Source organism: Marinobacter sp. tcs-11 (assembly GCF_002049515.1).
GTDB classification, from domain to species: Bacteria; Pseudomonadota; Gammaproteobacteria; order Pseudomonadales; family Oleiphilaceae; genus Marinobacter; species Marinobacter nauticus.
This window is the reverse complement of sequence record NZ_LLYU01000007.1, coordinates 150,163-166,030: the sequence shown is the minus strand read 5'-3', so window position 1 is coordinate 166,030 and position 15,868 is coordinate 150,163. Positions and strand designations below refer to the sequence as shown.

9 protein-coding genes are annotated in these 15,868 nt (G+C 57.3%); 7 read left to right on the top strand and 2 right to left on the bottom strand.

The features are described from left to right. Window positions 1-82 precede the first annotated feature (82 nt). Both hrpA and ARC85_RS10200 read left to right on the top strand, forming a co-directional pair. Window positions 83-4,003, top strand: coding sequence for an ATP-dependent RNA helicase HrpA (gene hrpA / locus ARC85_RS10205; RefSeq protein ID WP_031210533.1), 3,921 nt, complete (start codon window positions 83-85; stop codon window positions 4,001-4,003). Window positions 4,004-4,129: 126 nt separating this feature from the next. Next, window positions 4,130-5,251: a beta-ketoacyl-ACP synthase III gene (locus tag ARC85_RS10200; RefSeq protein WP_014421346.1), complete on the top strand. Its 1,122-nt coding sequence runs from the start codon at window positions 4,130-4,132 to the stop codon at window positions 5,249-5,251. Between the two features lie 6 nt (window positions 5,252-5,257). Here ARC85_RS10200 and ARC85_RS10195 read toward each other — a convergent pair whose 3' ends face one another. Further along, window positions 5,258-5,665 (bottom strand): acyl-CoA thioesterase, encoded by a 408-nt coding sequence (locus tag ARC85_RS10195; protein ID WP_014421347.1) that lies wholly within the window; start codon window positions 5,663-5,665, stop codon window positions 5,258-5,260. A gap of 88 nt (window positions 5,666-5,753) precedes the next feature. On the opposite strand from ARC85_RS10195, the gene ARC85_RS10190 reads away from it, so the two are divergent. Genes ARC85_RS10190 through dinG form a run of 5 tightly spaced genes read left to right on the top strand, consistent with a single transcriptional unit; the run spans window position 5,754 to window position 12,681 of the window. After that, window positions 5,754-6,536, top strand: coding sequence for an MlaA family lipoprotein (locus tag ARC85_RS10190; protein ID WP_022991148.1), 783 nt, complete (start codon window positions 5,754-5,756; stop codon window positions 6,534-6,536). Window positions 6,537-6,559: 23 nt separating this feature from the next. Continuing rightward, entirely contained in the window at window positions 6,560-8,047 is a 1,488-nt protein-coding gene (locus ARC85_RS10185) for a DUF3336 domain-containing protein (protein ID WP_153739937.1), read from the top strand. 6 nt (window positions 8,048-8,053) lie between these two features. Then, the gene (locus tag ARC85_RS10180; protein WP_286714773.1) at window positions 8,054-9,742 is read left to right on the top strand and encodes an ExeA family protein; all 1,689 of its coding nucleotides are present in this window, start codon (window positions 8,054-8,056) and stop codon (window positions 9,740-9,742) included. 3 nt (window positions 9,743-9,745) lie between these two features. Beyond that, complete coding sequence (locus tag ARC85_RS10175; protein WP_153739935.1) at window positions 9,746-10,504, top strand: general secretion pathway protein GspB; 759 nt, start codon at window positions 9,746-9,748, stop codon at window positions 10,502-10,504. Beyond that, a complete protein-coding gene (gene dinG / locus ARC85_RS10170; RefSeq protein ID WP_153739934.1) occupies window positions 10,504-12,681 on the top strand; it encodes an ATP-dependent DNA helicase DinG in 2,178 nt (725 codons plus the stop codon). Before ARC85_RS10175 ends, dinG begins: the two co-directional genes overlap by 1 nt. A 250-nt stretch (window positions 12,682-12,931) precedes the next feature. Here the strand turns inward: dinG and ARC85_RS10165 are convergent, their stop codons facing one another. Then, window positions 12,932-15,682, bottom strand: coding sequence for a winged helix-turn-helix domain-containing protein (locus ARC85_RS10165; RefSeq protein ID WP_286714816.1), 2,751 nt, complete (start codon window positions 15,680-15,682; stop codon window positions 12,932-12,934). Between the last annotated feature and the right edge of the window lie 186 nt (window positions 15,683-15,868).

The following is a 15,868-nucleotide window of genomic DNA, read 5'->3' as shown; positions in this document are numbered from 1 at the left end:
CTTTGTGTTTCTTGGCTCCGGTTTTCGTTAGACTGTTTCGCCCTGACGTTCCACCTACCCATTGATGAGCCTGCAGCTGTTAATGACTGACAACACTCGTTCCGAAACTCCCGTTGATTCCCGGGCCGCTGTCAAAGCGATGATGAGCCAGCTGGACGCCTGTAACCAGCAGGAGGCCGCCCGCATCATTCGTCGTGTAAGCCGTTGCAAGGGTAACCCTGGTAACAAGGACCTGGAAAAGATGGCGCAATGGCTGGATCAGGGGCTCGACAAGGTGCGTAAGCGTCAGGCATTGCACAAGCCGGCGACCTTTCCCGCCGGGTTGCCGGTCAGCGATCGCGTCGAGGACATCAGTGATGCCATCAACAACCATCAGGTGGTGATCATTGCTGGTGAGACCGGATCCGGTAAAACCACTCAGATTCCGAAGATTTGCCTGAACCTGGGGCGGGGCATCCGAGGGCTTATTGGTCATACCCAGCCCCGGCGTATCGCCGCGCGCAGTGTTTCCAGCCGGATTGCCGAAGAACTGGGTGAGACGGTAGGGCAGCAGGTCGGGTACCAGGTGCGGTTTACCGACAACACCTCGGAATCGTCCCGGGTCAAGGTAATGACCGACGGCATCCTGCTGGCAGAAGTGCAGCATGACCGTTTTCTGGATCGCTATGACACGCTGATTATCGATGAGGCCCACGAGCGCAGCCTGAATATTGATTTTCTGCTCGGCTATCTCAAGCAACTGTTGCCGAAGCGCCCGGATCTGAAAGTCATCATCACCTCGGCCACGATCGAGGTGGAGCGCTTCAGCGAGTTTTTCAACGAAGCGCCGGTGATTGAAGTCAGCGGTCGTACCTTTCCGGTAGATATTCGATATCGCCCCCTGGTTGGGGACGAGGACGACAGGGATCAGGGCTGGACCGATGGTGTTCTCTCGGCATTGGACGAGATTGAACAGCATGAACGCCAGGAAAAGCAGCCTCCGGGCGATGTACTGGTTTTTCTGCCAGGCGAGCGCGAGATCCGGGCCCTGAGCAAGGTGCTGCGCCACGCCGACCTGCGTCATACCGAAGTGTTGCCGTTGTATTCCCGCCTGAGCAACCAGGAACAGAACCGGGTGTTTCAGGGTCACAAGGGACGGCGGATTGTGTTGTCCACCAACGTGGCTGAGACTTCGCTGACCGTGCCCGGTATTCGCTACGTGATTGATACTGGCGTTGCGCGCATCAGCCGGTACAGTGTGCGCTCGAAAATACAGCGGCTGCCAATTGAACCGATTTCCCAGGCCAGTGCCAACCAGCGGGCAGGCCGGTGTGGCCGTGTGGCGCCGGGTATCTGTTTCCGTCTGTACGACGAAACGGACTTTTTGAACCGCCCGGAATACACCGATCCCGAAATCCTGAGAACCAACCTGGCCTCCGTTATCCTGCAAATGGCGACATCCGGACTGGGTGAGATCCGGCATTTTCCGTTTCTTGAGGCGCCGGATCGTCGTCAGGTCAACGATGGTTACAAGCTGCTGGAAGAGCTTAGCGCCGTCGATGACAAACGGCGTGTCACCAGGCTTGGGCGCACCATGGCCCGATTGCCGCTGGATCCCCGGTTAGCCCGGATGCTGGTGACCTCAGCAGAGCAGGGCAGTCTGGCGGAAGTGTTGATTGTGATTGCCGGCCTAAGCGTTCAGGACCCCAGGGAACGCCCACAGGACAAGCAGCAGGCGGCCGACCAGGCTCACGCACCGTTCAACGACAAGGAATCGGATTTCGCCACCCTGCTGAATATCTGGAACTGGTTCGAAGAGCAGCGCCAGGAATTGTCCCAGAACCAGCTCAAAAAACTGTGCCAGAAAACCTTCCTGAGCTGGATGCGAATGCGTGAGTGGCGGGACATACACCGCCAGCTCACTCTGATCTGCCGGGAGCAGAAGCTGACATTGAATAGCCAGCCGGCCAACTACGACGCAGTGCATAAAGCCATTCTGGCCGGCTTGCTTGGCCAGGTGGCGGTGAAAGTGGAAAAGCGGGAGTATCTGGCCACCCGAAACCGCAAGGTAATGATTTTCCCGGGTTCCAAAGTCGGCAAGACGGCACCCAAGTGGATTGTGGCGGCCGAGATCGTCGAAACCAGCAAGGTGTTTGCCCGAATGGTGGCGGCCATTCAGCCCGAATGGGTGGAGCCGCTGGCCGGCCACGTGGTAAAGCACCACTTTTTTGAGCCCCACTGGGAGCAGAAGCGTGCGCAGGTGATGGGGTATGAGAAGGTCACACTGTATGGCCTGGATGTGGTGCCCAAGCGCCGCATTCCTTACGCTAAGGTAGACCCCGCCGAGTGCCGGAATCTGTTTATTCGCCGTGCCCTGGTTGAGGGGGATTATCAGTCGAGGGCGCCGTTTATTGCCCGTAACCGCGAAATGCTGGATACGGTCGAGAATCTGGAGAAGAAGACCCGGCGGCGGGATCTTTTGGTGGATGATGAAGTTTTGGTGGCTTTCTACGACCAGAGACTGCCATCGGATATCGTTAGTGGCCGACATTTTGAATCCTGGTGGAAAGGATTATCTGCCGAAGAATTGAAGAAGCTGGAGCTGACAGAGACCGACGTTCTACAAAGGCCTCTGGATGAGACCTCGGCCCAGCAGTACCCCGACTACCTGGAATGGGAAGGGGTGAAATACCCTCTGAGTTATGAATTTGAACCCACCAGTGAGCGCGACGGTGTCACCCTCAACGTGCCCTTGATGGCTTTGCGACAGATCCCCGCCCGGCGTCTGGAGTGGCTGGTGCCGGGGCTGCTTCGGGAAAAATGCATTGCCCTGGTCAAGGGGCTGCCGAAAGCGTTGCGCCGGAATTTTGTGCCGGTACCGGACTTTGTCGACGCGGCTCTGGCCAACCTGCAGCCAGGCAACGAGCCTCTGGCGATCAAACTGGGTGAACAGCTGCGACGAATGACCGGGGTCCAGATTGATCCGGATGCCTGGCCGGAGGAGGAGCTGCCCCGCCACCTGAGGATGAACCTGAGGGTGACCGGCGATAAAGGCAAGGTCATCGCCGAAAGCCGAGACACCGATGAGCTCCAGGCCAGACTGGAGGGCCGGGCCGAAGAAGCGCTGGCCTCGGCGACGAGAGATGAACCCGGGAAAAAACAGGCGGGTGAATACACCGACTGGCAATTCGGCACCTTCCCGGAGCAGGTTCAAACAGAAAAAGGCGGTATGCAGGTCACGGTTTACCCGGCTCTGGAAGATCTGGGTAATAAGGTGCGGGCTTCTCGTTGTCTGGACAAGCTCACCGCAGAGGATACCCATCGTCGCGGCGTTGCGCGGCTGATTGTGAACCGGTTCGGCAATACCCTGGCGGATCTTGAACGAAAGCTGCCTCGGTTCAAGCAGTCTGCGTTGATGTTTGCACCGATCGGCCAGGCAAAGGGACTGCTGGATGATCTGGTGTTGTCGACGGTTATGCAGCATTTTCTGGCGGACCAACTGCCCAGAACCGAACAGGCGTTCGCAGAGCTGTTCGACCGCCACCGGGGGGACTTCATTCCTGCTCTGGAAGCTGCTGACGAGCGTCTGTTTCAGGCTATGAACGGCTACCAGAAAGTCGCGAAACAGCTCAAGGGCAAGATCAATCTGGCGCTGGCGGCAAGCATGGCCGACCTCAAATTCCAGTTGCAACATCTGGTGTACCCGGGATTCCTGGTCAATACCCCGGCTCAGTGGCTGGAACGGTTCGGCACCTACTTTGAAGCGGCGGACATCCGGTTGGAAAAAATGGCGCGGGAAATGGGGCGTGAGCGGGAATTTCTTCACACAATTGAGCCATTATGGGCGCGGTATGCCGCGAAACTGGAGCAACAGAAGCGCCAGGGCGTGCGAGACCTGGAGCTGGAAAACTACCGCTGGATGATGGAGGAGTTCCGGGTGTCGTTTTTTGCCCAACAACTGGGCACGGTAATGACGGTTTCGGCGAAGCGGCTGGATAAACAATGGGAAAAGACCCGTATATAACGTTTTCGGATGCACTATAACGGGGCCACTGGACGATAGTCCCACGGGCAATTCTGCCGGACTGTGTTAGTATTTCTGACATCGTGATGTCAGAAACCGTTTTTATAATTGTGACGTGGGGTTATTGTGATTAAAGCCGTCATCAGCGGAACCGGCCTGTATACGCCGCCCGCCATTATCGAGAATGATGAACTGGTTGAAGCGTTCAATCAGTACGTGGAGCTGTTCAACAACGAGCATGCCGACGAAATTGCCCGTGGTGAGGTCGCTGCCCTGCAACCCTCGTCTTCTGCCTTTATTGAAAAAGCCTCCGGTATCAAGCGCCGGCATGTTATTGATCGGGATGGTATTCTTGATCCCCACCGGATGACCCCCTACATTCCGGAGCGCAGCAACGATGAACCGTCGGTACAGTGCGATATGGCGGTGGCCGCGAGCAAGGAAGCCCTGGCCCAGGCGGGTAAAACGGCGGCCGATGTCGATGCCGTCATTGTTGCCTGTTCCAACCTGCAAAGGCCGTATCCGGCCATCGCCATTGAAGTGCAGGAAGCCCTGGGTATTGAAGGCTTTGCCTATGACATGAACGTGGCGTGCAGTTCTGCCACTTTCGGCCTGCAGGCGGCAGTCAACTCGGTCGAAAATGGTGCAGCACGTTCGGTGCTGGTGGTCAGCCCGGAAATCTGCTCCGGCCACTTGAATTTCAGGGATCGGGACAGCCACTTTATCTTCGGTGATGCCTGCACGGCGATACTGGTTGAGCGTGAGGAAGACACTAAAGCCGGCCAGGGTTTTGAAATTCTGGGTACTCGTCTGAAAACCAAGTTTTCCAACAACATCCGGAATAACTTCGGCTTCCTCAATCGTGCCGATGAATCCGGCATTGGCAAGGCGGACAAACTGTTTATCCAGCAAGGGCGGAAGGTGTTCAAGGAAGTCTCGCCCCTGGTGGCCGAGACCATTCAGGGCCACCTGGCATCCCTTTCCCTCAGCCCGGATAATCTCACCCGGATGTGGCTGCATCAGGCCAACCTGAACATGAACCAGTTAATTGCGCGTAAGGTTCTGGGTCGCGATGCCAGTGTGGAAGAGGCTCCGGTGATTCTGGACGAATACGCTAACACCAGTTCCGCTGGTTCCATAATCGCGTTCCACAAATACAAGGACGATCTGAAAGCCGGCGATCTGGGCGTGATCTGCTCATTCGGCGCCGGCTATTCCATTGGCAGCGTCGTGGTTCGCCACCGCTGAGCCTGTTTATCTCGCTGCCAGCGCCCGCAAGGTGTCTGGCAGCGGGGTGGATTTGCGTGTCGCCCGGTCCGTCCAGACGATTTTCGCATAGCCTTCCGCGTAGATATCTCCGGTATCCTTGTCTTTCAACAAGTGGTAAGTGTCCAGGCTGGTATTTCCGGCTTTGTCCGCGTAAGTTTCCACCACCACATTGGCGGGGTGAGTCAGCTCCTTCAGGAATGTGGCGCTGGTCTTTATAATGACCGGCCCGGTGGCATCTTCGGCACCACCGAGTTCCAGTGAGGCAAGCCAGACAATCCGGGCTTCTTCAAAGAAACGAAAGTAAACTGTGTTATTGGCGTGGCCGTATGCATCCATATCACCCCATCGCAGTGCCATGGTGAGGGAGCTGACGGGATTTCCCGGTACTGACATCGGATTTCCTCCGGAAGGTTGAAAAATAATAATAAAGCGCCGGTATTGTTGACGAAACTGAACAGGTTAAACAACCCAAGAGAGCGACATGAAAGAGCGTAAGTCCCGGCGCTGGTCATCCTGGATGGTCATCGCAGTTTTCCCGGCCCTGGCGGTCTTTAATCCGGCCACGGCCCAGAATCTCCAGGAGCCCCCGGGTGAACAGACTATGCCGGTTGAAACCGGCGATCCCTATGAAAACTGGAACCGAAAGGTCTTCGCCTTTAATGATGCTATTGACCGGTGGTTTCTCCGGCCGGTAGCCAAGGGCTATCGCACTGTCACTCCAGATCTGGTGGACCGGGGGATTACCAATTTTTTCAATAATCTGACCGAAATCCGTAACTTCACCAACAGCCTTCTGCAGCTGAAGGGTGAGTCTGCGGTTGTGGCGGTTGGCCGTTTTACTTACAACACGGTTTTCGGTCTTGGTGGTTTCTTTGATGTTGCCAACGCCTTCGAGCTGCCCGAGCGGCCGGAGGATTTCGGCCAGACCCTGGCAACCTGGGGCGTGGATTCCGGTCCTTACCTGATGCTGCCGTTGCTAGGGCCGTCCACGCCCCGGTATTTCACGGGTATGGCGGCGGACGGATTCATGCTGCCTTCGGCGTGGGACTCGGTCGAGAACCCCGAATGGTATTACCTGCGAATGCTCCAGATTGTGGACAAGCGGGCAGATCTGATCCCGGCGGAGAATTTCATTTCCGGGGATCGGTACACGTTTATGCGCAATGCCTTCCTGCAGCGTCGTGAATTCCTGATTAACGATGGTAAGATCACCGAAGATCCTTTCGCGAGTGATGATGACGATCTGATGCTCGACGATTTCTGAGTGTACAAGCCGGGAGGCGACAGGTGATCAAGGACCCGAGAATAACCCGTTTCCGACAAATGCTGGCGCAGGCCACGAATTATGAACAGTGGAAAGCGGCCGCACTGGAGCTGGATTTTCTTGAGGGCAATGCTGAATGGAAAGAGGATTTTGCCTCCGATCTTTACCATTACGAGCTGATCTATGATCGCCTGTCCAATCTCAAGCAGTATCGCCAACAGAATGATTTCGAGCGCCTGAAGCGCGCGCTCAGGGAAGGGTTGCATCACGACCTTGGCAACATGGGGAATCCGGCGCTGTACACCCGCTCCCGCGTCGGTACCAAACACCTGATTGAAGAATACATCACTCAGGTCTGTGAGTCGCTGGATTACCTGTGTGACCACCCGGTTCCTGGCTTCCCGGTGTATGACAAACTGCAGTTTTTCCGCGACACCCTGACGAGCTACGGGCGGCCCACCTTGCTGTTGAGTGGGGGCGCCAGCCTGGGCATGTTCCATTTTGGGGTTATCAAGGCGCTCTGGGAGAAAGGCCTTTTGCCGCAGGTGATTGCCGGCTCCAGCATCGGCGCCATTATCGCCGGCATTCTGGGGGTTCATACCGATGCTGAAATTCCTGAAATGCTGGTGCCTGAAAGCCATAACCTGAAAGCATGGAAATGGCGGGGGTTGTTAAGCGCCATGCGCGGAACCGGTCTGATGGACCAGGACACATTGCGCCGATGCCTGCGGGAGAATATTGGCGACTATACCTTTGAGGAAGCCTACCAGCGCACCGGGCGCAGTATTAATATCAGTGTGTCTCCGGTGCAGGCGCATCAGAAAGCCCGCTTGCTGTGCGGTTACACCTCACCGTACCTGTTGGTGTGGAGTGCCGCCCTGGCCAGTGCCGCTGTACCGGGTATTTTCCCGCCAGTAACGCTGATGAAAAAAGATCTTAACGGTAATTCGCTGCCCTACATGCCGCGGCTCAAGTTTGTGGACGGCTCTGTTGTGAGCGATCTGCCTATTGAACGACTGATGCACCTTTATGATGTAAATTTCACCATTGTCAGCCAGACCAACCCTCACGTGGTGCCGTTTCTGACTGATCGTGGCCAGGATGAAAAACTGTCTCTGACCAATCTGCCGTCCCACTTGCTGAAATCCGAGATACAGTTCCACGGGCAAGGCGTATTCGATTACCTGCGAAAGCGTGTTCGGCCAGAGATCCTGCGGCAGCTATCCGGCCAGATGTATACCATTATGGCCCAGCGATACTCCGGCGATGTGACCATCGCACCAAACTATTCCCTGCGGCATTTTCGGCGTATGCTTGCCAACCCGAACCCTGAGTATGTTCGTGAGATGATTCTGGAAGGTGAGCGGGCGACCTGGCCCAAGATATCCATGATCCGCTCCCACGCACGGATCTCGAAAACCCTGGAGCGTTGCGTTCGCCGCCTGAAACAGCAAAACCGGCGCGCAGCGGAACTCAAACTGGTAAGCGGTGATACCCCGGCCAGGCCCTGAGGAACCATGTACTACGATTTCTTCGGCTTTCGTGAGCCGCCATTTTCAATCGCTCCCGACCCCCGATATCTCTACCTCAGCGATCGCCACAAGGAAGCACTGGCGCACCTGATGTACGGTGTGCAGGGGCAGGGCGGTTTCATTGTGATCACTGGCGAGGTGGGCACCGGTAAAACCACGGTTTGTCGCTGTTTCATAGAAAACGCGCCGGCACATGTGGATATTGCGTTGGTCCTGAATCCACGCCTGTCCGCCAGGGAACTGTTGTCGTCCGTTTGTGATGAACTGGAAATAGCGCACCAACCTGATGCCAGTATCAAAACCCTTGTCGACAGCATCAACCAGGATTTGTTGAAAGCCCACGCTGCGGGCCGGCACAAGGTGTTGATTATTGACGAGGCCCAGAACCTCTCTGCTGAGGTGCTCGAACAGCTGCGCCTGCTGACCAACCTGGAAACCTCGGAAAAGAAACTGCTGCAGATTGTTCTGCTTGGCCAGCCGGAATTGCAGGAGATTCTGGCTCTGCCGGAACTTCGCCAGCTTAATCAAAGGGTCACGGCACGCTACCACCTGGATGCAATAGACCGGCAGGAACTCCCTGCCTATCTGCAGTACCGGCTCAATGTTGCCGGTATGCGGGGCGATATATTTACCCCCGGGGCGGTCCGTAGATTGTATCGGGAAAGCCAGGGCGTACCCCGGCTTATCAATCTGATCAGCGACCGGGCACTGCTCGGAGCCTATGCGGAGGGAGATCATCTGATCTCCGTCACCCACATTCGCAAAGCCGCAAAAGAGGTCAATGGCGGGCTGGCGATAGCCCCGGCCGGCGGGACGTTCCGAAGCCGGGGCAGTCATGTATGGTTGGTTGTCGCCTCGGTCATACTGGCCATCATTGGCACCTTGTGGCTGCTTGAATTTCCTGGCTCACCGACCCCGGCACTCGCCGAGCCCAAGGCCGAACGGTCCGTTGAAGGTGTGATTGAACGGGAGGCAGAGCCTGAGCCGAAAACGGTATCAGATTCTGACCAGCCGGTAATCGTGGCGCCGGAGCCAACAGCGCCGGGGTTCGTGTTTAACCAGCACACCCAGTCGTTGGCTGAGGCCTTCGGCGCCTTGTTTGGTCTGTGGGGCAAGAATTATGAACCGTCGGCCAACCCGATCGCCTGTGATTACGCCGCTACGGTAGGGCTGGCCTGCCTTGAACGCCAGGGCAGTCGCAGAAGTCTGGAGTTTATCAATCGGCCGGCCATCCTTCAGTTAAGGGATGAGCGTGGTCGTACCCGTCAGGTAGTTGTGGAACAGCTGGATGGTGAGCTGGCCATGATTGCGACGCCGGTGGGCAGCCAACAAGTGCCGTTTCGTGAGATTGAGGAATACTGGTACGGTGATTTCAGGGTACTTTGGCGAATTCCTGAGTTCATGACCGGCGATGGTTTCTACGGCGATGACTCCGGCCAGCAGTTATGGATCGGTGCCCGGATGATGGAACTTGCAGAGCGTCTGAGCAGCAGTGGGCAGGAGGCGGCCCGGGTCAAGCGTATGGAGATGACGGACCAGGTGCGCTGGTATCAGGAAAAACGCGGGCTCACTGTGGATGGTATTGCAGGCGCCATGACCATTATCCAGATGAACAACGATCTGGCCGAGAATATTCCTCGTCTGGTTTCGTCGGTGATGGTCAGGAGCGGGTAGCGTATGTCGTATATTCTCGATGCGCTCCGAAAATCCGAAGCGGAGCGCCGACAGGGCAGAGCGCCTGATCTCGGGCAACCGGTACAGATGGTATACCGCCCCAAACGTAAGCCGGTATCGGCCGTGGTGTGGGTTGCACTGGCCTTGTTAGTGAACGCGGGTGTGCTTGCCTGGTTGTTCTGGCCGGAGCGAAACGCGAAGATCGTGACGGTGAAGGAGGCTCCTGCTGTAGCCCAGGAACAGTCCGAACCGGTACCCGATGTGCCGGCGGCTCAGCCTGAGCCTGAGCCGCTTGCAGAGACTGAAATAGCGGATCCGGTCCGGGTATCCGGAGGGCAGGACCTGTCTCAGGCAACAGGTACAGGCGTGGTCACTGAGGCAGATGATGATGCCATGTCAGATGAGCCCGGCGTCAACCAGCAATCCTGGGACGAACCTGTCGTCATTGTTCCGAATCGGTCCGAAAGTGAGTCGTCGCCACAATCTGCCTTGACGGAACGGGTGCCGCAGGGCAGGGTGCCTCACCTTGTGGAACTACCCCTTTCTTTTCAGAAGAGTGTCCCTGATTTGACCTTTAACAGTCACATATTTGCATCTGACCCCTCCGCCAGTCGTGTCATGATCAATGGCCATTACCTGAAGCCGGGAGACGGTTTTGGGTCGCTGCTGGTAGAACGTATTACCGAAGACGGCGTAGTGCTCAGCAAGAACGGTCAGTTTTTCCGTGTCGGTACTGTGCGTGACTGGGTGAGCCCGAGATAATGGCGCTGACAGAGGACGTTAAACAGCAAATTCAGCAAGCCTATCGGGATGTGCTGGCGGGCAAGGATATCCGTGCCCGTTATGGCCAGCGCTTGATGATTGCGGAGATTGCCCGGTACATGGGGGAAATCACCGACAACGATGGCCAGCGCACTTCCCCGCCGGCTACCTGCGTGGTGGAGGCTGGTACCGGGACAGGTAAAACGCTGGCCTACCTCATCGCCGCCATTCCGGTGGCGAAAGCCCTTGGCAAGACTCTGGTGATTTCCACCGCCACGGTGGCGCTTCAGGATCAAATCGTTCTGAAAGATCTGCCGGACCTGCGTAAACACAGCAAGCTGGATTTCAGCTGGACTCTTGCCAAAGGCCGTGGTCGTTACCTGTGTATGTCGCGACTGGAAGCGAGGCTGCACGATGAGGGCCATGGTGACAGCGATACCATGCCGTTGTTCCTGTTGGATCAGCCGGTAGACGACGAAGCCCGTAGCCGGGCCACCTTTGAAAACATGCTTGCCAGTTATGGTTCCCGGGACTGGGACGGCGACCGGGATCACTGGCCGGAACAGATTCCCGATGAAATCTGGCGTCAGGTGACGACTGATCATCGCCAGTGCACCAACCGGCACTGCGCCTACTTTGACAGTTGTGCGTTCTTTGATGCCCGCAAGGATCTGGACGATGCCGATGTGGTGGTGGCCAATCACGACCTGGTGCTGGCGGATCTGGCCCTGGGCGGTGGCGCCATTCTTCCGGAGCCGGAGAACGCGCTGTTCATCTTCGATGAAGCCCATCACCTGCCCGACAAGGCCCTGAACCATTTCGCCGCGTCGGTGCCGTTGAACTCCACCCGGCAATGGCTGAAACAGCTTTCCCAGGCGCTGGTCAAGATGCAGCCCTGGCTTCCAGCGGGCTCCCAGGCCGCCAAAGCGGTTGAAAAGATCAGTACCGCGGGCCGGGACCTGGACCTGGCTCTCACTCGCGTGTACGAAGAGGTTGAGCAGAATACCGGCTGGGAATTCAACGAAGAGCGCCGCAGTGCCCAGTGGCGGTATCCGGATGGTGCCTTGCCCGAGAAGCTGGCCGAACTGGCTGGGGAAACACGAATCGCCACGGCAGGGTTGTGTCGGCACCTCGGAACATTGGTCGATGAACTCCAGAGCGCATTCGATGAGCGCAAGGATCCGGAGCTGGACCGGGACACAGCAGATTCCTGGTATCCGGTAGTAGGTTCCTTTCATGCGAGGGCGGAAGATCAGCTGCGGTTGTGGATTGCCTGGAGCGAAGGTGTCGCCATCGTCAGTGATGAAGAGGAGCCGGTGGTCGAAGCTCCTGCCCGTAAAGGCCCACCGGCGGCAAGGTGGGCAGTGCGCCAGCGCTGGGACCATGCTGAAGACATTACATTGTTCAGCTCGCCGGTACTGGCCGATAACCTGCTTTATTCGAGATTGTGGTCGAGAGCTTACGGAGCGGTGCTCACCAGCGCCACGCTGACGGCGCTCGGGCGCTTTGATCGCCTTCGTTCACGAGCCGGATTGCCTGAGGCCAGCCGTTATCTGGTAGTGCCCAGTTCTTTCCGGTACGCCGAAATGGCGACGGTGGAAGTGCCGGCCATGGTCGCGATGCCTACCGACGATGGTTTCGCCGATGCCTTGGTCAAGCGTTTACCGGAGCTCTGGGCCGGAGAAAAGGCGACACTGGTGCTGTTTACGTCGCGCCGTCAGATGCAGCAGGTTCGTGATGCGCTGGCGCCTGAGTACCCGGAACTGATCCTGACCCAGGACGATATGGCCAAGAATGAGGTGCTCAGGCTGCATTGCAGCCGGGTTGACGAAGGTAAGCCCAGTGTACTGTTTGGTGTGGCCAGTTTTGCAGAGGGCATTGACCTGCCGGGGCGCTATCTGCACCACGTGGTGATCACCCGATTGCCCTTTTCGGTACCGGATGACCCCATTGAAGCCAGTCTGGCCGAGTGGGTGACCCAACGTGGAGGCAATCCCTTTATGGAAATCACGGTGCCGGACGCTTCTGTCAAACTGGTGCAGGCCGTTGGCCGCCTGCTGCGAACGGAACAGGACACGGGGCGGGTGACCATTCTGGACCGCAGGATTGTGGCTCGACGCTACGGGCAGTTGCTATTGGATGCACTCCCGCCGTTTCGCCGCATCATTGAACACTAGATTTCTCTCATGCCTGTAAATTGACCCATAAAAAAAGAGCCAGCCCGCAAGGGGTGGCTCTCATGGAAGGGGTTCTTAACGAACCCGGGCGTCGAAACAACGCGGAACAAGAAGTCTGAAGGCCTGAATTTCAGATTTCGAGGTAAGGCGTTAACCTCACCATGGTTAAATGATAGGGCTTAAAGGGGCGTAAACGGATCGTCCAAAGGGCGTAGTGACCAGGCTTAATTGGTGTCAAATGTGATGCTCATCACGTTTTTGCGACGTCCTCCAGCAACCCCACCTCCCTTGCTTTCGCCAGCGCCTCGGTGCGCCGGCTCACGCCGAGCTTGCCGTACAGGTTCCTGATGTGCGCTTTCACGGTAGCCGGGGCAACGGACATGCGCTCAGCAATTTCTTTGTTGGCAAGCCCCTGGTGGATCAGCACGAGAACTTCCTGCTCACGCTGGCTCAACGGTTCTGTCAGGACATTTACAGTCTCGCCCCCCGGGCGGGCAGTATCGATGGGGTGATTGGCTTCCTGGGAGCCATTAAAAGACGCCTGGCCAGGCTGTCCGGCGGCCAGATCCCTGAGCATCCCGAGCAGTTCCCGGTTCCACCGCCCCGGGGTTCGTAGTCTGGGAAAATCCAGTAGCATGTCCCGTAGTGCAGTGCTCTCTTCCGCAAACAGGCGCAGAAAGCCTGCGTTTTCGGCCCGGTCCAGTGCTTTCTCCAGCATGGCATCGGACTCGTCATTGCGGCCCTCGTGGGCCAGCGCCTCGGCGTACACCAGTAAAATCTCTACCAGGTGTCGATTGTGCGCGTTGCGTTCTGCGGCTGGTATCAGGGCGGACAGGGTGTCCTGAGCCTGCTGATATTCGCCCAGTGCATTCTGTACCCGGGCCAGGGCAATCTGGTTCTGCTCCCGGTTTAGCGGGTTGGTGGCTGGTTGATCCAGGGTGGGCTGCAAACAGGCGCGCGCTTTTTCGGCATGGCCGGAACTCAGGTAGCACCTTGCCAGCAACGCGGAAGCGGCCGGGGGCTCGAATACAATGTGTTCCCTCCGGCGCCGGCCGGTTGTCACGGCATCTTCCAGTGCCTCAACCGCCGTTTCCAGGTCACCCCGGGTAAAGGCGAGGTGTCCCCGTACGTACTGGATCACCACATGCTGGCCCGGTTCGGTACCCTTTCGTACATGATCGAGCAGGGGGGCCAGGTATCCGTCGGCGGTGCTGATCTGGTTTCGCTCGCGATAGATTTCTGTCAATGCACTGTTTTGCCAGCAGGAGATCAATCTCGGCTGGCTGGGGTCGGAATAGTGTTCGTCTACCCATTGTCGTACTCGCCCAGTCGTCTCAAGAGCAAGATCGGTATCGCCACGGTGGTATTGAATCCAGGCGAGCAGACCGCCGGATGACAGAACCGTACTGGCTTTGCGTTCTACCTGGCCATAATGAACGGCAGACTCCAGAGCCTCCTCGGCATCATTGAGTTCGCCCTTGCCGAAATAATCCAGGCCCAACCCGTAATAAGTGACGGACTTCAGGGGAATGCTGATCTGATCAATGTCCTTGAGTACCTGTCGGGTAAGATCCGAGGCGTTTTTCTCATCGTTGCGGGTGCGGGCCAGGTAGGATCTCACCAGCGAAATCTCGCTGTGCAACGCCAGGGCGCCTTCCGCGTCCGGGTGTGAATCGGCAACACGGCGGTCCAGCAGGTCCTCAACTTCCAGCAGAAGCGGGTCCAGGCTTTCAACCCGGTTTGCGAAAAACAGGCCCCAGATTCTGAGCATCTGCAGTTGCGGGCTGTCCTGAATCTTGTGGGCAGGGATCGCATCCAGCCATTCCAGTACCGGAAGGTGATAGCCGCCATGAATCAGATTGTTGCCGTGTTCCGCGAGAACCGCCGCCAGATGGTCGGTATCGTTGCGCCGGACTATCTGGGCAATCCCTTCCTGCACATGGCCATGGCGCAGTAGCCAGTCAATGGCACGGGACTGAAGTTCGGAGGCCCGGGACGGGTCGGCACTCTGGATTCGCTGTAACAGGGCCTCCCGAAACAGGTCGTGGTAACGGAACCACTCGTTGCTGTTGTCCAGCGGGATGAGAAAGAGATTCTGGGACAATAGGCTGGACAGCTTTTCCTGACTGTCCTGGCGTTGCCTGACGGCATTGCACAAAGGGGCGCATAAGCGCGGACAACAAGCCGTTTCCAGCAGGAAGTCCGTCAGATCTTCGGAAAGCTGCTCAAGCACTTCTGTAAGGACATAATCGGAAATCAGTCGGCTGTCCGGTGAGCCCATGGCCTGGCCGGGCACGACGGCTTCTTTCTTTCCGGCCAATGCTGAAAGCTGCATGGCGGCGACCCAGCCTTCGGTTTTACGGCATATCGACCGAATGTCGTCCTCGGACAGCTCCATGGCCATCGTACTGCGGAAGAATTCCTGACATTCCTCTTCGGAAAACGCCAGCAGACCGGGGTGGATGTCCTGGACCTGGCGGCGGACTCGCCAGCGGGCCAGTGGCAGCGGTGGCTCAGTTCGTGACGCCAGGGTCACCAGGATACCGGGTGGCAGATAGTCCAGAAACCACGCGAGTTGGCGATGAAGGGTGTCGTTACTGATAACGTGGTAGTCATCCACCACCAGAGACCAGGCATTGCCATCTGCCGCGAGAACATTCAAAAGGCCGGTGATGGCGGGTGTGAGTTCGTCGTCGTCCTGCCTGGCCAACAGTTTCTTGCAGTCCTCCAGTCCGATCATGCCGGCATGCTCGAAGGCGCCAATCACGTACTGCCAGAACTGCCTTGGCTTGTCGTCCTGCTCGTCCAGTGAGAGCCAGGCGGTGGGCATGCTGTTGCCGGCGCACCACTGGCTGACCAGTGTGGTCTTGCCATAACCCGCCGGAGCAATAACCAGATTCAGTCGTTTGCCGGATTCCGGTTGCAGCAGGGTATCCAGCCGTTGACGTTGAACGGCTCTGGAATCGGGTGTTGGCCGGAGGAATTTGGTTGTCAGCAGCATGGCTTCCCGGGATCTGGGCATGTTTGATTAGCGATTGTGTGCTTTGTCACACACAAGTCAAGGGCTGTGTTGACGCAAGGTATTGTCGGGCCAGCGGAACCAGAGATTTGGTCTACACTGAATACAGATTGTCTTGTATATCAAAAAAGAATGAAAAATTGATCCTTTATGCGTATTATTCGGTTA

Bases quoted from the DNA above. Each gene is read 5' to 3' on its own strand.
- hrpA (WP_031210533.1), top strand. From the start codon at position 83: ATGACTGACAACACTCGTTCCGAAACTCCCGTTGATTCCCGGGCCGCT.
- ARC85_RS10195 (WP_014421347.1), bottom strand. From the start codon at position 5,665: ATGTCAGTACCGGGAAATCCCGTCAGCTCCCTCACCATGGCACTGCGA.
- ARC85_RS10190 (WP_022991148.1), top strand. From the start codon at position 5,754: ATGAAAGAGCGTAAGTCCCGGCGCTGGTCATCCTGGATGGTCATCGCA.
- ARC85_RS10180 (WP_286714773.1), top strand. From the start codon at position 8,054: ATGTACTACGATTTCTTCGGCTTTCGTGAGCCGCCATTTTCAATCGCT.
- ARC85_RS10175 (WP_153739935.1), top strand. From the start codon at position 9,746: ATGTCGTATATTCTCGATGCGCTCCGAAAATCCGAAGCGGAGCGCCGA.
- dinG (WP_153739934.1), top strand. From the start codon at position 10,504: ATGGCGCTGACAGAGGACGTTAAACAGCAAATTCAGCAAGCCTATCGG.
- ARC85_RS10165 (WP_286714816.1), bottom strand. From the start codon at position 15,682: ATGCTGCTGACAACCAAATTCCTCCGGCCAACACCCGATTCCAGAGCC.